The 20,051-nt window shown below is 57.9% G+C and carries 21 protein-coding genes; 11 read left to right on the top strand and 10 right to left on the bottom strand.

Annotated elements, in window-relative coordinates; translation table 11 throughout:
- Position 1: 1 nt before the first annotated feature.
- The 4 genes from IEX57_RS15300 to IEX57_RS15285 all read right to left on the bottom strand — a co-directional run bounded on the left by IEX57_RS15300 (position 2) and on the right by IEX57_RS15285 (position 4,902).
- Complete coding sequence (locus IEX57_RS15300) at positions 2-544, bottom strand: hypothetical protein (RefSeq protein ID WP_188705221.1); 543 nt, start codon at positions 542-544, stop codon at positions 2-4.
- A gap of 296 nt (positions 545-840) precedes the next feature.
- Positions 841-2,145, bottom strand: coding sequence for a c-type cytochrome biogenesis protein CcsB (gene ccsB / locus IEX57_RS15295; RefSeq protein ID WP_188705220.1), 1,305 nt, complete (start codon positions 2,143-2,145; stop codon positions 841-843).
- Entirely contained in the window at positions 2,142-4,124 is a 1,983-nt protein-coding gene (locus IEX57_RS15290; RefSeq protein ID WP_229709049.1) for a cytochrome c biogenesis protein ResB, read from the bottom strand. Before IEX57_RS15290 ends, ccsB begins: the two co-directional genes overlap by 4 nt.
- 163 nt (positions 4,125-4,287) lie before the next feature.
- Positions 4,288-4,902 carry a c-type cytochrome gene (locus tag IEX57_RS15285; protein ID WP_188705218.1) on the bottom strand — a complete coding sequence of 205 codons (615 nt, stop codon included), beginning with the start codon at positions 4,900-4,902 and terminating at the stop codon, positions 4,288-4,290.
- A 127-nt stretch (positions 4,903-5,029) separates the two neighbouring features.
- On the opposite strand from IEX57_RS15285, the gene yihA reads away from it, so the two are divergent.
- Positions 5,030-5,659 (top strand): ribosome biogenesis GTP-binding protein YihA/YsxC, encoded by a 630-nt coding sequence (gene yihA / locus IEX57_RS15280; RefSeq protein WP_188705217.1) that lies wholly within the window; start codon positions 5,030-5,032, stop codon positions 5,657-5,659.
- Positions 5,660-5,832: 173 nt separating this feature from the next.
- Positions 5,833-6,342 (top strand): O-acetyl-ADP-ribose deacetylase, encoded by a 510-nt coding sequence (locus IEX57_RS15275; protein ID WP_188705216.1) that lies wholly within the window; start codon positions 5,833-5,835, stop codon positions 6,340-6,342.
- Here IEX57_RS15275 and IEX57_RS15270 read toward each other — a convergent pair.
- A complete protein-coding gene (locus IEX57_RS15270) occupies positions 6,339-6,599 on the bottom strand; it encodes a hypothetical protein (protein WP_188705215.1) in 261 nt (86 codons plus the stop codon). The two genes, IEX57_RS15275 and IEX57_RS15270, sit on opposite strands and share 4 nt — an antisense overlap.
- 76 nt (positions 6,600-6,675) lie before the next feature.
- Complete coding sequence (locus IEX57_RS15265; protein ID WP_188705214.1) at positions 6,676-7,338, bottom strand: GGDEF domain-containing protein; 663 nt, start codon at positions 7,336-7,338, stop codon at positions 6,676-6,678.
- An 87-nt stretch (positions 7,339-7,425) separates the two neighbouring features.
- Between IEX57_RS15265 and waaC the strand changes: the two genes are divergently transcribed.
- From waaC to IEX57_RS15250, 3 genes are read left to right on the top strand one after another with little or no spacing between them, the layout of a single operon-like run.
- Positions 7,426-8,385, top strand: coding sequence for a lipopolysaccharide heptosyltransferase I (waaC, locus tag IEX57_RS15260; RefSeq protein WP_188705213.1), 960 nt, complete (start codon positions 7,426-7,428; stop codon positions 8,383-8,385).
- Positions 8,382-9,683 carry a lipid IV(A) 3-deoxy-D-manno-octulosonic acid transferase gene (waaA, locus tag IEX57_RS15255; protein WP_188705212.1) on the top strand — a complete coding sequence of 434 codons (1,302 nt, stop codon included), beginning with the start codon at positions 8,382-8,384 and terminating at the stop codon, positions 9,681-9,683. The genes waaC and waaA overlap by 4 nt, the downstream gene beginning before the upstream one ends.
- 45 nt (positions 9,684-9,728) lie before the next feature.
- The gene (locus IEX57_RS15250) at positions 9,729-10,262 is read left to right on the top strand and encodes a hemerythrin domain-containing protein (RefSeq protein ID WP_188705211.1); all 534 of its coding nucleotides are present in this window, start codon (positions 9,729-9,731) and stop codon (positions 10,260-10,262) included.
- Positions 10,263-10,265: 3 nt separating this feature from the next.
- Here IEX57_RS15250 and IEX57_RS15245 read toward each other — a convergent pair whose 3' ends face one another.
- A complete protein-coding gene (locus IEX57_RS15245) occupies positions 10,266-10,985 on the bottom strand; it encodes a MarC family protein (protein ID WP_188705210.1) in 720 nt (239 codons plus the stop codon).
- A gap of 255 nt (positions 10,986-11,240) precedes the next feature.
- On the opposite strand from IEX57_RS15245, the gene IEX57_RS15240 reads away from it, so the two are divergent.
- The 5 genes from IEX57_RS15240 (at position 11,241) to moaC (ending at position 15,180) form a co-directional block, all read left to right on the top strand.
- Entirely contained in the window at positions 11,241-11,972 is a 732-nt protein-coding gene (locus tag IEX57_RS15240) for a peptidylprolyl isomerase (RefSeq protein WP_188705209.1), read from the top strand.
- Between the two features lie 168 nt (positions 11,973-12,140).
- The gene (locus tag IEX57_RS15235) at positions 12,141-13,343 is read left to right on the top strand and encodes a molybdopterin molybdotransferase MoeA (protein ID WP_188705208.1); all 1,203 of its coding nucleotides are present in this window, start codon (positions 12,141-12,143) and stop codon (positions 13,341-13,343) included.
- Between the two features lie 4 nt (positions 13,344-13,347).
- Positions 13,348-13,608, top strand: coding sequence for a molybdopterin converting factor subunit 1 (gene moaD, locus IEX57_RS15230; protein WP_188705207.1), 261 nt, complete (start codon positions 13,348-13,350; stop codon positions 13,606-13,608).
- A gap of 11 nt (positions 13,609-13,619) precedes the next feature.
- Positions 13,620-14,087 (top strand): molybdopterin synthase catalytic subunit MoaE, encoded by a 468-nt coding sequence (gene moaE, locus IEX57_RS15225; RefSeq protein WP_188705206.1) that lies wholly within the window; start codon positions 13,620-13,622, stop codon positions 14,085-14,087.
- Entirely contained in the window at positions 14,077-15,180 is a 1,104-nt protein-coding gene (moaC, locus tag IEX57_RS21470; protein WP_188705205.1) for a cyclic pyranopterin monophosphate synthase MoaC, read from the top strand. The genes moaE and moaC overlap by 11 nt, the downstream gene beginning before the upstream one ends.
- 7 nt (positions 15,181-15,187) lie before the next feature.
- Here moaC and IEX57_RS15215 read toward each other — a convergent pair whose 3' ends face one another.
- From IEX57_RS15215 to IEX57_RS15205, 3 genes are all read right to left on the bottom strand, one after another.
- Positions 15,188-15,370 (bottom strand): hypothetical protein, encoded by a 183-nt coding sequence (locus IEX57_RS15215; protein WP_188705204.1) that lies wholly within the window; start codon positions 15,368-15,370, stop codon positions 15,188-15,190.
- 519 nt (positions 15,371-15,889) lie between these two features.
- Entirely contained in the window at positions 15,890-17,179 is a 1,290-nt protein-coding gene (gene drt2 / locus IEX57_RS15210; protein ID WP_229709061.1) for an antiviral reverse transcriptase Drt2, read from the bottom strand.
- 717 nt (positions 17,180-17,896) lie between these two features.
- Positions 17,897-18,313 carry a hypothetical protein gene (locus tag IEX57_RS15205; RefSeq protein ID WP_188705202.1) on the bottom strand — a complete coding sequence of 139 codons (417 nt, stop codon included), beginning with the start codon at positions 18,311-18,313 and terminating at the stop codon, positions 17,897-17,899.
- A 341-nt stretch (positions 18,314-18,654) separates the two neighbouring features.
- Between IEX57_RS15205 and IEX57_RS15200 the strand changes: the two genes are divergently transcribed.
- Positions 18,655-19,986, top strand: coding sequence for a tyrosine-type recombinase/integrase (locus tag IEX57_RS15200; RefSeq protein WP_188705201.1), 1,332 nt, complete (start codon positions 18,655-18,657; stop codon positions 19,984-19,986).
- Positions 19,987-20,051: the final 65 nt, after the last annotated feature.

Here is a 20,051-nt window from a genome sequence, read left to right as displayed (position 1 = left end):
GTTAGCGAACAACCGTGCGGATCTGAGCCAGATAGGTCTGCGCGGCGCTCTCAAGGCCACGTGCTTTCATCACCTGCAGATAGCGCGCGATACAGCGTTCAATATCCGCCACCGAGATCAGGTGCTCCATCTCGCCGATCATCTCATCGAGTTCGCCCGAGAGGTGGTTCTGGTTGGTCATGTGCAAGATGGAACGGATACGCGCCACTTGCCCCGCGCTGATCCGCACCACGTTCAAACCCAGTGAGAACCCGCCGGCGACCGCGCTGGTCGCCGCAACGGCGGCTGGCGCAGGTGCAGCAGCCGGTGCCGCGGCCACCGTTTTGGGTGGCAGAGAGCCTGCGCGCTCGATCAGGCCATCCCATTCCAGTTCCAGCAGTTTGTGAACCAGATCTTTTTCCGGCATGGCCATGGGCAGCGCATGTGCCGGGGTCTTGCCATCAATCATGATCAGCAACTGGCGTTGCTTGAGCGAAAGACCGCTGGCGCGGGTCTGAATCTCGGTCAGCCCTGCCTGCGTCTTGCGGTAAATGACGTCGAGCATATGGTCGCGCTCCCCCTGATTTATATGTCCAGTGCTATGGGAATCCGGCGCTTCTTGTACGGGGCCGTAATTCATGAAACGCTGATGTAACAGCGATAGCAAAGACGGTTTTTACTGCAATCAAGCTGTCACGGAAAGCGACACGCGGCATTTATGATTTGAATGAGACACGCAACCGCTACACGGCAATCTTTCTGTTGCGGGCAGAATCCGTTAGCTGTACGCAAGCTGAGGCCATGAAAAAAGGGCGGATCAACTGACCCGCCCTTGTGCTTTGATTTGCCTCAATTGCCCTTTTACAGCCCGCCGTAGGAATGCAGGCCGGAGAGGAACATGTTCACGCCAAGGAAAGCAAAGGTCGTGACCGCCAGGCCAATGACCGACCACCAGGCCAATACCTCGCCGCGCCAGCCCTTGACCAGCCGTACATGCAGCCAGGCGGCATAGTTCAGCCACACGATCAGCGCCCAGGTTTCCTTCGGGTCCCAGCTCCAGTAGCCGCCCCAGGCATCCGCCGCCCAGGCGGCCCCCAGAATGGTGGCAATGGTGAAGAACAAAAAGCCGACCGAGACCGCGCGGTAAGACACTTCTTCCAGCACCTGCGGTGAGGGCAGGCTCTTTGCCATGACCCCCGGCCAGGCCGCGATCACCAGCAGCGCGGCGACGCACAAGCCGCCGCCCATGGTCAGCTGCGCTGCGGCCGCAGACAGACCCAGCGCGCTGGCACCATAAAGACCAACCATCAGGGCCAGCACGGTCTGCGCCAACGCCAATGCATGCAGCGTGTTACGCGTGGCCGGCTTGCGCTGGATGGGCGAGGCCAGAATCCAGGCAACGCCCAGCATGGCGGACAGCGAAAATGCGCCATAGCCAATGAAATTGGCCGGCACATGGATCTTCATCCACCAGGATTGCAGCGCCGGAATCAGCGGCTGAATCTCATGCGCCTGACGGTCCAGCGAGTACCACAAGATGAAGCCAACTGCCGCGCTGATCACCAGCAGCACAAACGCCCCCATGGTGCGGGCTTTGAACCGCGCCTCGTAATACAGGTACATCAATGTGGTAATCAGGCAGAACAGGATGAACACTTCGTACAGGTTGGAGACCGGGATATGCCCCACATCCGGCCCGATCAGGTAGCTTTCATACCAGCGCACCAGCATGGCCGTCAGCGCGGCCAGCGCGGCAGTCCAGGTCAGCCCGGAGGCGATCGACAACACCGTGTCTGAGCGCCGCACCAACCCCACCCAGTACACCACGGTGGCGATGAAATACAGCACGCACATCCACATCACTGCAGACTGGCTGGCCAGAAAATATTTAAGCAGGAAGGAATGCTGCGCGGTCGCAAGATCACCGTGGTAGCTACTGGTACCCAACAGCGCCAGCACCGCAGCGCCAGGCAAAAAGTAACGCATGGCCGGCCAGAACCAGCCAAACCAGACCAGCGCCAGCGTCACCCCCAGCAAGATGCCGTGCTCGTAGTAATCCATGTACTGGCCGTAGCGGGCGAAGGCATAGCCACCGGCGGCCAGCATCAGTACCGCAAAGACGAAATCCAGCGGTGTGCGCCGGGCCAGGGGGAGCGTCATCATCATGTCGCGATCTCTTCTTTGGATGGGGCCGGCAGCAACGCGGCGCGGTGCCGTTCAAATGCAGACTCCAGATCGGCGGAGCGGCGGTTGCCAGTCAACGCCAGCACGGTTTTACCGTTTTCGCTGCGCAGCCAGACCCGTTCTTCGCGCAGATAGAACATGCAGAATATGCCAATGACCAGCAGGATGGAACCCAGATACACCACGCGTTTGCCGGGCGAACGGGTGAGCTGGAAGCCAGACGATTTGACCTCGGTAAACCCGCTCAACTGCAGATAAACCGGGGAGCCATATTCAAAGAAGCCGCTGGTGGCAACCAGGCTATCCATCAGGAAGCGATACTGCGTGTCGCTCATGGCAACCGGCGGCAGGCCGGCGCGCTGCTGGGCGATATCCATGGCGTCCACCGTGGCGCCCTGCAGGATCTTCAGATAGGTCTGCGCCACCGCCGCACGCTTGTCTTCCGGGACTTTCTCACGGATGAAGGCATCAATGCGCGGGAAGCCGCCCTGCGCAAATTGCTTGAGGATCATCTCGGTCACGGCGGCAAATTCGGCACGCTTTGTTTCGGTAAAGCCGCCACCCTGGAAGGCTTTGTCGGTGGTGCGCTGGGCAATGACCGACCACGCCGACGCATCAAGCAATACATCGCGCAGACGCATGAAGGTGTCGACCTTCATATCGTCGTCCAGCGGGATGCGCACGTACTGGAATGGCGCATTGATCTCTTTGCGCACGCCTGTCATCAGATACAGCGCACCATCATCCAGAAACGGCGTCATGTAGTTCTGGTATTCCACCGCCTGGCCGGAGGAATCACGCAGCTTGAACTGGATCATCGGCCCCAGATTGCGCATGGTGTTGGTCGATTTGACCGACTGCGACGACGCCAGCGCCTGTTCCAGCTTGTTCACCGCCACGGCAGACGTCTGCTCTGGCGTGTTCTTGCCCATGTTCTCGACGTTGGTCACGCGCAGGTCACCGAACTCCAGTGTGTAGGCCTTGCCGTCCAGATCAATGCTTTGGGTGCTGCGCGAACGCGCCTCAAATTTTTGCGAAGCCGGGCGATTGAGATGCCAGCCCGTCAGTTGCAGTGGTGAGCCACCATCACCAAAGCTGGCCTGGTAGATGGCAATGCCGTCGTACAACAGCGGCTTGTTGACTTCCACCACGCCGCTTTTCACCACCTTGCCAGACTGCGGATCAAGCACATCAATGCTGGACGCAAAGCGCTTGGGCATGCCGGTGCTGTAGTAATCCACCTGGAACTGCTTGAGGCGCAGGGCAAAGGGCAGGTCCTGCACAAAGAACCCGTCGCCGGAATTGAGAAACACCACATCCGCCACCGCGCCTTCCGGCAGCGTGACATTGCCGCGGAACGACAGATTGTCGGGCGAAAGCCGGCTTTGTGCCGGCACCTTGCTCTGCGGCAGATCACGGGTTTCCGGCACTTTGTTGCCGATGAGTTCCCGCAGCTTGAGCGGCAGATTGCCGTCCATCAAACCGCCAATGCAGATCACCACAATGGCGGCATGCGCAAAGAAATACCCCAGCCGCTGGCCGACGCCTTTTTTGGCGGCCAGCATCCACACGCCGTCTTTATCCAGCAGGCGCCAGCGATAGCCAGCCTGACGCAGATGCGCTTGCGCGGCGGTGCGATCGACTTCGTAATCGACTTCGGTGTTGTGGGCCATCAAGCGCAAAGAATTGCGCGTGGCGTTCTCGCGGTAGCCCCGGATATCACGCAGCATGCCCGGCGCATGACGCCAGATGCACAGCGTGGTGGAGAGCACCAGAAAACCCAGGATCAGCAAAAACCAGCTGGTGTGATAAACGTCAAACAGGCCAACGGGTTTGAAGATGGCAAACCAGAACTCGCCAAACTCGATGCGGTAATCGACATATTGCTCGCCTTGCTTGAGCACCGTGCCAATGACCGAGGCAATGGCCAGCACCGTCAGCAGACTGACGGCAAAGCGCATGGAAGATAGAAGATCGTACAGGGCCCGGGTAAACGGGACAGCGCGAGGCGGACGGAGAGGTATGTTCTGGTTCATAAAGCAAAAGAGGGGCGTATCGCCGCCCCTCTAGAATATGCTGCCAAGGTTAAGGTTGCATGGCACAAGTCTTCCAGCCGCAAAAAGCTTAGCGCAAAGACTGGATGTACTCGGCAACTGCTTTGATGTCCTGATCCGAGAGGCGGGCCGCGATATCGTTCATCATCGGGCCATTGTTGCGCTCGCCAGAGCGGAACAGGTTCAGCTCGGTAATGACATAGGCAGAATGTTGCCCCGCCACGCGCGGATACTGTACCGGAATGCCAGCGCCACCGGGGCCATGGCAGGCCATACAGGCCGGCACATTTTTGGCAGCAATGCCGCCACGGTAGATTTTTTCACCCGCCGCAATCAGCACTTTGTCAGACGCGCCGCCTTCTTTGGCTTTCTGGGTAGAGAAATAAGCCGCAACGTTATGCATGTCGGCATCAGACAGGGTGGCTGCCATGCCCAGCATGACCGGGTTCTTGCGCTTTTGCGATTTGAACTCGGTCAGTTGCTTGTAGATGTATTCGGGATGCTGTCCAGCAAGGCTGGGATTGGCCGGGATGACGCTGTTACCGTCGGCGCCGTGACAGGCTGCACAGACTTTATCAACGATTTCCTTGCCTTTGGCTGGATCGGCTTTGGTTGTGGCGGCCTGGCCACCGGTGCTCATCAACGTCAGTGCAGCAAGCAAGGCTGCGACAGGCGCTCCGCGCATAACTTGGCTCCCTTCCCTAATTGATCTTTCGTTTTTGAGTGTCGTCAGGCGTCCGGAACGGCTGACGGATCAAATCCTGATACTATATCAAGACTATATTTAGACAACATATACCAGACCACGCACCATGTCGCTGTTTCGCGGGCTCAAATTTCTAACCACCGTCAATGATTTGCGAACTCTTCCCCATGAAGGGCGAGAAGTCGCGTTTGCCGGGCGGTCCAACGCGGGTAAATCCAGTGCGATCAATACCCTTGCCAACCACACTCGCCTTGCATATGTCTCGAAAACACCAGGGCGCACCCAGCATATCAATTATTTTACCTTCGGCAGTGACGAGCTCAAGCGGCTGGTCGACTTGCCCGGGTATGGCTACGCCGAGGTCCCGGCCGCTGTGCGCGCGCATTGGGAAACCCTGCTGGGCCGCTATCTGAAAGAGCGGGACAACCTGATCGGTCTGGTGCTGATCATGGATTCGCGCCGGCCGCTCACCGAGCTGGATCGGCGCATGCTGGACTGGTTTTTGCCTACCGGCAAACCGGTGCATTGCCTGTTGACCAAATCAGACAAACTCTCCAACCAGGAACGCACCCAGGCACTGCGGGGCGTGCAAAAAGAGTTCGCGGATAACCCTCAAGTCACCGTCCAGTTGTTCTCCAGCCTTAAAAAACAAGGGGTTGAGGAAACGGAGAAGGTGGTGGGCGCCTGGTTTGACCAGACAGAGCCTGACGACGGCGAATTGACGAACGGCGAATAGTATTCCTTGAACTTTGCGCGAACCTTTCTACCCTGAAATCTGGGTGCGCCCCTGCACCTCCCGCTTTTCCTCCCTGAGCGGGTGCCTTGGCCAAATGCCAAGGCGTATTACACCCCGGTCATTCTCCCCTTGGGCCGGGGTTTCTTTTTTCCAGCTTCCAGAGAGAGCGGGTTATGGCTCATCTTCGCGCGATCCGCGCTGATATCACCCAGCTTGATGTTGATTGCATCGTCAACGCCGCCAACACCTCTTTGCTGGGTGGCGGCGGGGTGGATGGCGCTATCCATCGCGCGGCCGGCCCAGACCTGCTGGCCGAATGCCGCACGCTGGGCGGATGCCATACCGGAGAAGCGCGCATCACCCAGGGCTATCGCCTGCCCGCGCGGTATGTGATCCATACCCCGGGCCCGGTCTGGCACGGCGGCAAACAAAAAGAAGCCGAACTGCTGGCCTCTTGCTATCGGGAATCCATGCGGCTGGCGGCAAAGCGCGGGCTGCGTTCGATTGCGTTTCCGGCGATCAGCACGGGCGTGTATGGCTATCCGCTGGCAGAAGCAACCCACATTGCAGTAGAGACCGTGCGCAAAGAAGCCCATGCGCATCCAGAAGCACCGCAAGATGTGGTGTTTTGCTGTTTTTCTGACCACGACCTCTCGGTCTATGAGGCCGCGCTGGCCGGTTAGTCAGGCACGCCGTGCGCGGTGAGGATGTAGTCGTAGCGCGCTGGCAAAAGCTGTTCTGCCACATAAGGCTGCAACCGCTCGGCACGGGCGGCGTCCAGCATGTAGGAGAGCTTCATGTCCGGATCGGGCCGGTCTTGTTCATGCGCGAACAGGCCCAGCAGAAACGGTGTGGTCACGGTCGCGGCCACCGGCAGATGACCGACAAAGCGGCCATCCATGCCTTTTTCCCAGACTTCCAGCAAACGGATGATCTTCATAAGACGTTCAATCCGGCCACCTTGGGGGAAGCCGGCTTCAGGGTTCAACAAGCGCTGGATAGCGCGCCCGGCACGGTCACACTGCGCCCACCGCCTTGCCGCCGGCAATGACTTGCAGCTCCGGACGGTTCTTGCGGTTGCGGCTGGCGACCAGATCGGCGTCGGCCGCCAGCATCAGGTCTTCAATGGTGTCGGCCTCACTGCGTAATTGTGCCAGACCCCATTCCAGCGAGAAATTGATAATGCGCGCGTCTGGCAGCGTCACCATCTGCGCCGGTTTGCGGTTAACCAGACGATTGGCCACCACATGCGCGCCGGGCAGGTCGATATCCATCAGCACCAGCGCCACTTCACTGGGCGAAAAGCGCCCGACGATATCGAAATCGCGCACGTTGGTCCGGCACAGCGTGGCCAGTTGCCGCAGCACCAGATCACGCGCCAGCGGGCCATGGCTTTGTTCGATGGTTTCCAGTTTCTCTACGCAGACCAGCAAGACGCAGATCGAGGCGTGGGTGCGCTGCGCGCGATTGATCGACGCCCCGGCCTCGGTGAGAAAACGGTCACGCGAACTCAACCCGGTCTGGACATCCAGCCCGGCGCGGCGCGCCTGTTTGACGATGAGCGTCTTGTGGCGCAGCCGTTCCAGATTCCAGGCGGCAATGGCCAGCACGGCCACCACCCAGCCTGAAGCGGCAAGAAACCAGACAAATGAAACCGGCACATTTGGCATGGGTAGCATCCCCCAATATCCATTATCAATAACTCTAACCAGTGTAGTCTGCGCACGGCCATACGCCAGCACCGACAGCCTGCTAGAATGCCGCCCATGTCGAAAATTCTGCTTGTACGCCTGTCTTCCATGGGCGACATCATCAACGCCATGCCGGCTGTGACCGACATGGCTCAGGCCATGCCTGGCCTGAAGCTGGACTGGGTGGTGGAAGACAGCTTCCAGACCCTGCCGCGCTTGCATCCTGCGGTAGACCGCATTATTCCGGTGGCGTTGCGCCGCTGGCGCAAATCGCCGTTGTCGGGCACAAGCTGGCGCGAGTTCTGCGCCGCCCGCAGCGCTCTGGCGCAAACGCCTTATGACATGATCCTGGACGTCCAGGGCTTGCTCAAAAGCGTGTTCTTTGCCCGCATGGCGCGTGGCCCCATCGCCGGCCCGGATCGCCACAGCGCCCGCGAAGGCCTGGCTGCCCTGGCCTATCAAAAGAGCTACCCCATTGTCTGGCATCAGCATGCCATCCAGCGGGTGCGCAAACTGGCCGCGCAGGCCTTTGATTACCCATTGCCGGTCAGTATCAATTATGGTCTGACGCGGCCTGAGATCACCCTGTCATGGCTGCCAGCTTCGCCCTATGTGGTGCTGCTGACCGCCACCAGCCGGCCAGAAAAAGAATGGCCAGAGTCCCGCTGGATCAGCCTGGGTCAGCGCTTTGCCGCGCAAGGTCTGGCCTGCGTACTGCCCTGGGGCAATGCCCAGGAACAAGCGCGGGCGGAGCGCATCGCCCAGGGGATTCCCCAAGCCATCGTCGCACCGAAAATGGCACTGGATGCCGCCGCCACCCTGTTGGCTGATGCCAGGGTCGTGGTTGGCGTGGATACCGGCCTGGCGCACCTGGCCGCGGCCATGGCGACGCCGGTAGTGGCCGTTTTCCTGGCATCTGATCCGGTCGAGAACGGCGTGCTGGCCTCCACCTATGCCGTGAACGTGGGGCACAACGGTGCCTCGCCGGAAGTCGACGAAGTCTGGCAGGCCGCTGCCGCAGGCATGCGCGCATGATCCGGGTGCTTTATTCCGCGTTGCTCTGGCTGGTAACACCGCTGGTGATGCTGTACCTCTGGCGCCGCTCGCTCAAACAACCGGACTACCGCAAACACTGGAACGAACGCTGGGGCTATTACGGCAAGCGTACGCGCAGTGCGCAAAGCACCATCTGGCTGCACGCGGTCTCTGTGGGCGAAGTGCGCGCTGCCGCGCCGCTGATCAAGTCGCTCAAAGAGGCGTGGCCGGATCACCGCGTGTTGCTGACCTGCATGACGCCCACGGGCCGTGCCACCGCACAGGAACTCTTGGGTGATACGGTCACCATTGCCTATCTGCCCTACGATTACGCCGGCGCCACTCGCCGCTTTATCCGTCAGTTCAAGCCGGTGTTCGGTCTGCTGATGGAAACCGAAATCTGGCCTAACCTCGTCGCCGTTTGCCGTACCCGCCGCGTGCCGCTGTTTCTGGTCAACGCGCGTCTCTCGGCCAAATCAGCCGCCGGTTATCAGCGCTGGCACTGGCTGGCCAGCCCGGCGTTTGCCGGCCTGACTGCCACGTTTGCCCAAAGCGAGGCCGATGCCGCGCGCATTTCCGCGCTGGGTGCGCAGCACGTGCTGGTGACCGGCAACGTGAAATTCGATTTCGACCCTCCCACCGCCAAGGTGGCGCTGGGCAAGGAATGGCGCAACGCGCTGGGCCAGCGCCCCGTATTGCTGTTTGCCTCCAGCCGTGAGGGTGAAGAAGCGCTGCTGCTGGATGCGCTGGCCCGCCACCCGCTGCCCGCCCGGACATTGCTGGTGATCGTGCCGCGCCATCCGCAACGGTTTGATGAAGTGGCGGCCCTGATCAGCGCCCGTGGCTTGCACGGCCTGCGCCGCAGCGAGTGGAACGGCCAGGATATTGGCGATGCGCAGGTGCTGCTGGGCGATAGCATGGGTGAACTGGCGGCCTGGTATACGCTGGCCGATGTGGCCATCATCGGCGGCTCTTTGCTGCCTTTTGGCAGCCAGAACCTGATTGAATCGTGCGCGGTAGGCACGCCGGTCGTGATCGGCCCCTCCACTTTCAATTTTGCCGAGGCCGCGCGCATGGCGATTGAAAGCGGCGCCACGCTGCAAGGCGCAGATGCCGACAAGGTCGCGCAACTGGCCATTGGCCTGCTGCAAGATGAGACTGCCCGCCACAGCGCCAGTGTCGCCGGTTTGCACTTTGCCAGCGCCCACCGCGGCGCCACCGGCCGCGTGCTGGGCGAACTGGCGCAGCGTCTCTCTCATACTGCCCCGCCGACGGGCAGCACCCCGCCAGCACACTGAACGGCGTACAATAAAAGCATTCCAGATACAACTTATGGGGTGCGTATGTTCAACCGGTTTTCTGACCAGCACGCCGGGTTTGATGACCCGGTATCGCTGCTGCTGGCCTGCCACGAACGGGTGCGCTACTACCTGAGCCTGTTGCAAAAGCTCTCGGCCCACCACGCCACCCACGGTAGCGACGAGCAAGCCCGGGATGCCGCGCGGGCCGTGTTGCGGTATTTCGACGTTGCGGCGCCGTTGCATCATCAGGATGAGGACGACAATCTGTTCGCGCTGTTAAGAACGCGCGCTGATCCGGCCCTGAGCGCGCATATTGACGCGCTGGCGGCAGAACACCCGCATCTACATCGCCAGTGGGCGGCATTGCGTGTGGCGCTGATGGCCATCGAACAGGGGGGCGATGCGGTGTTGACCCGGGATCAGGTCGAGGACTTTGTCGGGCGCTATTCCCAACACGCGGCCCGTGAGGAAAACGCGGTGTATCCCCACGCCCGGACCTTGCTCAGTGAGGCCGAACGCGAAGACATGGGCCGGCAGATGGCGGCCCGGCGCGGGGTGAGCGCCGGGACGCCGTGAGCATCAGCCCTGCCCGGTAGGCGCAAATTGCCAGGGGTGGGCGACCAGGAACTCGCCAGCGAGGCCGCTGGCACCATCCCATAAAATCTGCGCGCCCAGGCACAACAAGATAAACGCCGACAACCGCAGGAACACCACCGTGCCAGTGGACCCGATCAGCCGCAGCATGCGATCGCCATAGCGATAACACACATAGATGATGCCGGAGAGCGCCGCAGCGCCCAGCGCGCTGCCCAGCGGAATCGCCAGCTGGTGTGCATCCTGGCCGTGAATACCCACGCCCAGGGTAATGGCGACGGTGATCGAACCCGGCCCCACCGTAAACGGAAATGCCAGCGGGTAAAACGCGCGCTGGCGCAATTCTGCCGCGCGCCGGGCATGGTCTGCGGCGCTACCGATCGGCTCACTGGCGCCGCCGGTGTTCTCCGGGCTGTTCAACAGTTTCCAGCCAGCCGCCGCCACCAGCAAACCACCGCACACCCGCACGATCGGGATCGATACCCCAAAAAAGGCCAGCACATACGTCCCGATCAGCATGCTGAACAGCAACAGCAAAAAGCTGTAGATCGACACCCGTCGCGCCAGCAACGCGCGTTCTTCCGAGCTATAGCTCGTGGTCAGGGTCAAAAAGATCGGTGTGGCACCCAGCGGATTCAGAATGGGGATCAAACCGGCGACCGCCACAATGAACTTGCTGAAAAAGAGAGCGAAGAAATCCTGCATGACGTTTGCGTTAACTGCGTGAGTTCAATGCTCCGGATTGTAGTGGAGCGATACGCATTGCGCGTGTATGAAGGCGTGTCTGGCTGCTGAAAAACGGCCGATTTTGTCGGCCTTGCCAAAAAATACCCCGGCAAAGCCCTTGCATCGGCAAGTATTGACGCCATTTGCAAAGCCAGGGCCGCTGCTTGCGGCTACAATGACCAGATAGCCACCTGATCCGGTGGCTTCATTTTTTATGGACCAGGAGCAATCAACATGGCGATCACCGTCAACGGCGTAGAAATTACCGACGCCATGATCCAGGCAGAACTGCCCCACCACGACGACGCACCGCATGCGGTGGATGGCGCCGTGCAAGAACTGATTCTGCGCGAACTCTTGCTGCAGGCCGCCAAAGCCAAGGGTCTGGATGTCTCCAAGCCTGAAGAAGCCATCGGCACCCTGCTGCAAAACGAAGTCCAGTCTGACGAAGCAACCGAAGCAGAATGCCAGGCCTTCTACGCTGAAAACCCGCAAGCCTTTGTGCGCGGCGAACAAGCGGAAGCCAGCCACATCCTGTTCACCGCCGACAACCCGACCGAAGCTGCGCTGGTGCGCGCCAAGGCCGAAGGCATCCTGAACGAACTCAAGGAACAGCCGTTCAAGTTTGAAGCGCTGGCCCGTGAACACTCTGCCTGCCCGTCTGGCAAGCAAGGTGGCGCGCTGGGTCAGTTTGGCCGCGGCCAGATGGTGCCGGAATTCGACCAGGCCGTATTCAGCATGGGCGAAAACGAACTGCTGCCGACGCTGGTCGAAACCCAGTTCGGTCTGCATATCATCCGCACCGGCAAGAAGACCTCTGGCGACACCGTGTCTTATGACGAAGTCAAAGACCGTCTGGGCGAGTTCCTGACCGAGACCAAGTCCCGCCGCGCCATGCACGAGTACCTGCAAACGCTGGTGCAAGCTGCCAATATCGAAGGCTACGAACTCAAGCCTGCTGCCTGATCAAGCTGATCAGCCAGACAAAACGCCGCACCTTTCGGGATGCGGCGTTTTTTTATGGTCAAGACAGCCACAGGCCGCACCCGGCGGCAATACCCACAATGGTTGCCTTTTTCCGGCCAGGGCGGGCGCGTATCATGGTGTTATCCAAACGACATGACCTGAACGCGCATGCTCTCTGTAGACCAGGCCCTGGACCAATTGCTGTCATTGGCCCGCCCGCTGACCGAAACCCGAACCCTGCCGCTCACGACCGCCCATGGTCATTACCTGGCCAGCGATGTGGTCTCGCCCATCGCCGTACCCGGCTTTGATAACAGCGCCATGGATGGCTATGCGCTCAATGTGGCCGATTTCTCCGCCCCACCGGCCAGCTTTACGCTCACCCAGCGCATTGCCGCGGGTGAAACCGGCGTGATGCTGCAAGCGGGTGAGGCCGCGCGGATCTTCACCGGCGCGCCCATCCCGCCCGGGGCCAATGCGGTTGCCATGCAGGAAGACTGCAACGTGAACGAAGGCCGCGTGAGCGTGAGCGCCCCGCTCAGCGCCAGCCAGAACATTCGCCGTACCGGCGACGACATACAACTGAACACCGTCGCCGTTGCCCAAGGCACACGTCTGGGCGCTGCGCAGCTGGGGTTGCTGGCCTCGATTGGCGTGGCTGAGGTCGACGTTACCCGCCCTGTGCGCGTGGCCCTGCTCAGCACCGGCAGCGAGCTGGTCGAACCCGGGCAGCCGCTGGGCGCGGGTCAAATCTATAACAGCAACCGCTACCTGCTGGCCGCCATGCTGCGCGAAGCCGGTTGTGAAGTGACCGATGCCGGCATCGTCACCGACCGGCTGGATGCAACGCAACTGGCGCTGCAGAGCGCCGCCAATGAGCACGACATTGTCATCACTACCGGCGGCGTGTCAGTCGGGGAAGAAGACCACGTGAAAGCGGCGGTCGAAGCGCTGGGCACACTCAATCTGTGGAAGATGGCGATCAAGCCAGGCAAGCCGTTTGCCCAGGGCCGCATTACCCGCGCCGATGGCACCGAGGCCGACTTTATCGGCCTGCCAGGCAACCCGGTATCCAGTTTCGTCACTTTCTTTGTGCTCGTGCGCCCGTTCCTGGCGCGTCGTCAGGGCAAGACAGATGCGCAACTGCCGCCGCAGATTCTGATTCCGGCCGGGTTCCAGCGCCAGGCCGGCGCCCGCCGCGAGTTTTTGCGCGTGCGTATTGTTGATGGCCAGTTAGTCCCGTTCGGCAATCAGGGCTCGGGCGTGCTGACCTCCGTCGCGGCCTCGGACGGCCTTGCCATCGTGCCGGAGAACCAGCCCGTTAACCGGGGCGACAAGCTGGTGTTCCTGCCTTACGAATTGCGTGGATAAACCCATGAAACAACTCGAACTCCGATACTTTGCCCGCCTGCGCGACACGCTGGGGCTGGATGCAGAATCCGTCAGCGTGCCGACCCAGGTGCATACCGTGCGTGATCTTGTGGCCTGGCTGCGCCAGCGCGGCGGCGAGTGGGAGGCGCAATTGAACGGCGCCCGCCCGTTCCGTGCCGCGATCAACCAGGACCTGGTGGCGCTGGATGAACCCATCCCCGACGGGGCCGAAGTGGCCTTGTTCCCGCCCGTGACCGGTGGCTGAGAGATCCCCCAATGAGCCAGCCGCAAATTCATATCCGCGTGGGCGAAGCCGACTTCGACCTCGCCACCGAATACCGCGCAGCCCAGGCCGTGCCGGGCTCTGGTGCGATTGTCACGTTTGCCGGTCTGGTGCGCGACTGGCACGGTGGCAAGGCCATGCGGCTGGAACACTACCCGGGCATGACAGAGAAAGCCCTGGTCCGCATTGCCGATCAGGCCTGCCAGCGCTGGCCACTGAACGCCGTGCGCATCATTCACCGCGTCGGCACCTTGCACCCGGGCGAGCAGATTGTGCTGGTGGTAACAGCCAGTGCACACCGGCTTGCAGCGTATGACGCAAATGCCTTTATCATGGACTATCTGAAAACCGAGGCCCCTTTCTGGAAACAGGAAGTCAGTGAGCAAGGGGCCCACTGGGTTGATGCGCGCGCCAGCGACGACGCAGCCCGCCAACGTTGGGAGCAAACAGGTGACGATTGATGCGGTGATCCTTGCAGGGGGCGAAGGCCGGCGCATGGGCGGGCAAGACAAAGGGCTAGTGGTACTGAACGGCCACGCGCTGGTCTCGTGGGTGGCCGAGGCGCTCAGCCGCCAGACCCGGCCCATCGGGCAGATCATGGTTTCTGCCAACCGCAATCTGGCCGATTACGCCCGCTTTGGCTTTCCGGTGCTGCACGACGTCTACACCGGTTTCTCCGGCCCGCTGGCCGGCATCCATGCCGCCATGCTGGCCTCGCCCGCCAACACGCTGCTGGTGGTGCCTTGCGATGTCCCCGAACTGCCGCCCAACCTGCTGCGTGATCTGGCCACCGCACTGGATGATCACCCCAACGCCCAGGCCGCCGCCGTCAAAACCACCGATGGCCGCACCCACCCCGCGCTGTGTTTGCTCCGTCGTGGCGCGCTTGACTCGCTGATCCACCATATCGAACACAAGCAATTCAAACTGGGCGATTGGCTGAACACCCTCTCGCCAGTCTGGGTCACCTTTGACACGCCCTTTGCCAACCTGAATTCGCCGGACGAACTCACCGCCGCCGCCACCCGCCTGGGCGATGCCAGCCCGGCCCAATCCACGCAAGGCAGCGCCAGCCCCAATGGCGGCCTGACCCACTTTGATGCCGCCGGCCAGGCCCACATGGTCGGCGTCGGCGCCAAAGACGAAACCCACCGCGTCGCTCGCGCCAGCGGCCATATCCACATGAACCCGGAAACCCTGGCGCTGATCGCCGGCGGCAACCACAAAAAAGGCGATGTGCTGGGCATTGCCCGCATCGCCGGCATCATGGCCGCCAAAAAAACGCCGGACCTCATCCCGCTGTGCCACGCCATCGCCCTAACCCGCGTCACGGTGGATTTTCGCATCGACCACGCCACCCACCGCGTGCACTGCGAAGCCAGCGCCGAAACCGTCGGCCGCACCGGCGTGGAAATCGAAGCACTCACCGCCGTACAGATCGCCCTGCTGACCATCTATGACATGTGCAAAGCGGTCGATCGCGGGATGGTGATCGGGGATGTGAAGTTGCTGGAGAAAAAGGGCGGAAAGTCGGGGCACTGGCTGGCGGGGTAAGCCTTGATCAAGAATTGATGCACTTGGCCTGCGGGTGCTCAAAACTGAGCATTACTTCCCGCACGCCAACTAATTCAAAGGTTGCCCCAGCACCTGAAGCAATGACCTTCGTTCCAGTGTGATCCCGGTGGAGCGTCATTCTGATCTGTTTCAGGTAGCTGAGTTGAAACTCCCCGTGTTCCAGCCACATGACGAACTCCGGCCCTATGAGCTGGTCGAAAAGTTCGTTTTTCCGATGCTCATACCCAAGTGCGACAAGTTAAGACGCAAAGTGGAGCTTAGCATTGCTGTATTTCTCGCGCATATATATGTCTCCTTTGCGGACAGCAGAAATGACAACACTCGGTCAGCGTCGAAGCTATCCCGAGTAGTTGTCGGTGGACGATGTGTTTTAGTTGATCAGGGTAATGGCCCTAGTGAGTGCCTGCTGCTTAATCTGAGCTCCGCGACCAAACCAAGCCGAATCCAGCCGATGGTCTTGGCTAGCTCCAATGCAAAAAGCCCCGGCACTGGGCTCGGGGCTTGGATTATGAGAAGAACGCGAGTTCAGGCATTGGCGGTATTAGCCGAGCTGAAAATGGACAACAATGTGGTCAGGACAGCGACTACGGCAACACGAAACAGGGTTTTGACGAGAGACCACATAGGAGAGCTCCGGGACGAGTAGTTACTTTTCTTATACCAAACGCGAACCTCGGTATTGCTCAAATCAAATGACTTCCCTATTTGCATGGTGCACTTCTCGATTAACCCTACCCCACAACCGCTTAATTTGCCTGCTAATTGTTTTATCTTTCATTTTTTCCGCAGCACGAATGCCGTAAGTAATGAAATTTCTTCCTCCCAAATGGGTGTATGTTTTATATATTTTCCTTTTCCATATAAAACGAATACTCTCGCCTTTCTTTTCTCTAATCCTATTGTGTTTCCGGGCAGTCTGCTTAGCTAGACTAACGCCTCTGCGCATATTATTAGAAAATTTAGCAAACGCAGCAGATCGTATAAATTTTCTTTGCCCATCGAAATAAAACCCTAGGTATTGAAGTGGTTTTTCAGTACAAAACTTTCCATTCTTCGTCTCAAAAATATGGATTTCTGTCTTACTTCTGTTAAGAGGGAGCTCATATTTTCCAAGCTCTGTCTCAATTTTATCTTCAATCGATTCGTATTTACCTGGAAAAATAAAAAGCATGTCGTCGCAATATCGATAGTAACGTCCCTGCATAGACTTTGCTAGTCTGTTCGCAAATATGTCAAACTCTAGCATATATAGATTTGACAGCATCGCACTTATTGCCGACCCTTGAGGGATGCCTATGCATTTTTCATTTTTTTGTATGTGACCGGTCCCACGAATTTTCTCTCTAAAATCTTGTGCTGAACAAATTTTAGTAGAACAGTTTGGGGGATTATTCAACGACAAATTCAAAATAGAAAAAATCTTTCTCTTATCTACATATGCATAAGAAGTAAGAGATTTGAAAACTGCATAGTCCCCTAGCGGGAGCTTGCTATGGCCAATCAGGGTACCCCATGCCCTCTTAAGATATCGATGACTTAAGTTATCAAAGAAACCTTTTATATCCAGCGCAATAACAGTTGAATCACCAATTTCAGCAATGGAATCAAATGCGTTATTTGCAAAATCTATATTAGACAGCCCTAACGAGCGAAAGGCTAAAATTGATTGGCTGAGGTCATGTTTTTCCAATTCTACTTCGTATTTCTCAGAAAGCAAATCTGAGTAGTATGAATATATATTGGAGTCGACGTGAGAAGCATAAGATATTATGCGTTCTTTTCTTACTAGTGTTTTCTTTCCCGAATCATCTGGTTTGAATTTCGAGGCAATCAGCTCAAACCTAATAAACGGATAAAAGGAATGTTGAGCAACTCTCTCTGGGGAAGTCACCAATAATTTTGCTTTGGCAACACTAATTGGCAAATCAAAATGCGAATAGCCTCGCCTTTTATACCACCGAGGTTCGTTTATCTTCATTTTCAATTGTTTTCTTGTTAGCCAAACCGGAGGGGCAAAAGACTGCGGCTATCAAATCCCCTCCGGCATGAGCCGGCGTTATCAAAGATAATAAAGCCATCCAGATACGCCATCCACAGTAATGTGAGCCGCGCTATGCTAGTAATGCAGTATAATGAAGTAACAACATTTCAAGGAGTTATCCGTTATGAAGGTTCTAAACGAATTCATCGCAATCATCGTCGTTCTGGTAAGTCTTGTCGGGGAAGTCCTTCCAAGTCTTGACATCATGTGCACGACCCCTTGACCAATTTCATCAAGGGCAAAAAAAATATATTTCCTTTTGGATTTACTTGCAAGGATTTACACAAATATTTGTATAAATCCCACAAGGTCCAGCCTTGGGTTTTCATAAATCACTCGTAGCAGAGCGGCAATCAACAGAATACTTTTCTCATATGCCCATCAGTTTTGATCGCTGGGCATCGGCCTCTTTACCTAAAGAACTCGGCAATCGGTACCTTTCCAGTTGTTTAGCACTACCCTGAAAATGGTTAGGGAGAACACCAGCAGGCCACCAGCTGCAGTCCAAAAATCATAAGAACCCACCTGTTCATGGGTCAAAGGCGTTAGGCATCATGACCATGCTGGCGAAGAAGTTCACTAACCAATTCGGCCACTAGTCTTTTTTGCACAGCAGGCAATCGGCAGTAGGCTTCAAAGAAGGCTCGATCCTCATCAGAAGGCCCATGTTGTATTTCCTCTACTTTGTTGCACGCGTATCAACTGGTCTTGACCCATGACATCCGAGGCCAGAGATAACAATTGTGAAACCTTCAGATCCGAGACTGAAGAGTCCATATAGAGGGATTGGACCGCAAATCCGCTATCCGAGAGAGGTGCCGACCGCAGGTTATTGAGGTAGTCCACCAAAGTAGTTGAAAGCGAGCTGTCTTTGGAAACAGCTGCCAACAGTCTCTCGGCAGTCAACCGCTTGAGAATTTGTTTTGACCACCAAATGGCTTTAGTTCCCAAGGCCACTTCGAAAAGTGGCACCCCATCGTAAAGCTTCCACTCAATCCGAAGTACTTCGAACCATGCTTCGAAAGCTTTAGTCTTGTAACGTTTACGGGTGTCCGAAGGATAGGTAGACATGAAAGACAAGCCGCTCTGCGCTAGAATGGAACGGCATGAACTTTATCGTGACCATTGCAATCACGTAACCCCAGAAAAGCAAAAGGCCACTCTTTGCAGAGTGGCCTAAGTGCTTGTATTCGCTGGTGGGCTGTGAGTGGCTCGAACACTCGACCTACGGATTAAGAGTCCTTACGTTTTGCAATTCCTTCTTTCGTAGCTTTTAGCAAAAACAACGGTAAATCGTTATTTTTTAGTGAAAAATTTAATTTTTCTTATCTAAGGCTATTCCCTTCTTTGCCGTTATTTGCATAAAATTTGCCTACACAATGCCTACATGGGTAGGCATGTAGGCGAGAAAAATGGCAAAGAGTAACTTCACCGCCCCGCGCGTGGCGGAATTCCGATGTGAACCGGGCAAACAACAAACCATCCACTGGGATGCCAAAACCCTCGGGTTTGGCCTTCGCGTCACCCAGTCTGGTAATCGCTCATACATCCTGGAAAGCCGGCTGCATGGCAGAACTATACGCTGCACGATTGGCGACCCCAGCTCATGGATGCTGGAAGATGCACGTACCGAGGCCGCCCGGCTCAAGGTGCTCATTGATCAAGGTATTGATCCACGCGAAGTAAAGGCGGAGCAACGGGTCAAGCATGAGGCTCTACGGTCGGAAAAGACTCGAAAAGAGGCGACGGTGGGCGATGCATGGTCTGCTTACTTGATTTACCAGACAGAGCGTCAAGAGCGTGCCCAGGATAAGGCTTGGGGCCACAGGCACATGCAGGATCATATCCGGCTTGCTGCCCCTGGAGGTGAACCCAAAAAGCGCGGAAAAGGTGTCACGATGGCTGGGCCGCTTGCGGAATTGATGACGCTCAAGGTGTCCGAACTGAACGGAGAGCGCATTGCTGGCTGGCTGGCATCGCATAGTTCAGAACGCGCCACGATGGCCGCACTCGCCTACCGCCTACTACGCGCTTTTATTCGCTGGTGTGAGGACACTCCAGCCTGGCAGCAACTATTCCCCGCCGATGCCTACAAGAGCCGCGCAGTAAAAGAGGCCGTGCCACGCACCAAGGCAAAGGCAGGTGACTGTCTTGAGCGCGAACAACTCGCGGCCTGGTTCGAGTCTGTGCGGCGCATTGGTAACCCGGTTATTAGCGCATACCTTCAAGCCCTGCTGCTGACTGGCGCACGCCGCGAGGAAATGGCCGCATTGCGCTGGCAGGATGTCGATTTTACCTGGCGCAAAATGTCTTTGGCTGACAAGGTCGAAGATGATGGCAGAACCATCCCCCTTACACCGTATTTATCAAGTATTCTCAATGCTTTGCCACGCCGCAACGACTGGGTGTTTTCCAGTCCGACGTCCGTCGCAGGAAAAATCGCAGAACCGCGTATTGCCCATCGCCAGGCTCTAGCCGAAGCCGGTTTGCCCCACGTTAGCCTGCATGGCTTGCGTCGGTCGTTTGGGACGCTGGCAGAGTGGGTTGAATGTCCCGTCGGCGTGGTGGCACAGATACAAGGCCACAAACCCAGTGCGATTGCGGAAAAGCATTACCGGCGCAGACCCATTGACCTGCTGCGCAAATGGCATGACCAAATAGAAAGTTGGATGCTCGAACAAGCTGGCATCGAGTACAACGCCGCGCAATCAGCAGAAAGACTGCACCTGGTAAGTTCGGAATGAAAAAACAGTGGCACACGGTGTTCGAGCACCTGTGCCACCTGACCATCTGCAAGCTACAGGAGAGC

The sequence above is a fragment of the Silvimonas iriomotensis genome (assembly GCF_014645535.1).
Classification (GTDB): domain Bacteria; phylum Pseudomonadota; class Gammaproteobacteria; order Burkholderiales; family Chitinibacteraceae; genus Silvimonas; species Silvimonas iriomotensis.
The sequence above is the reverse complement of the archived record's forward strand: the minus strand, read 5'-3'. Positions and strand labels throughout refer to the sequence as shown.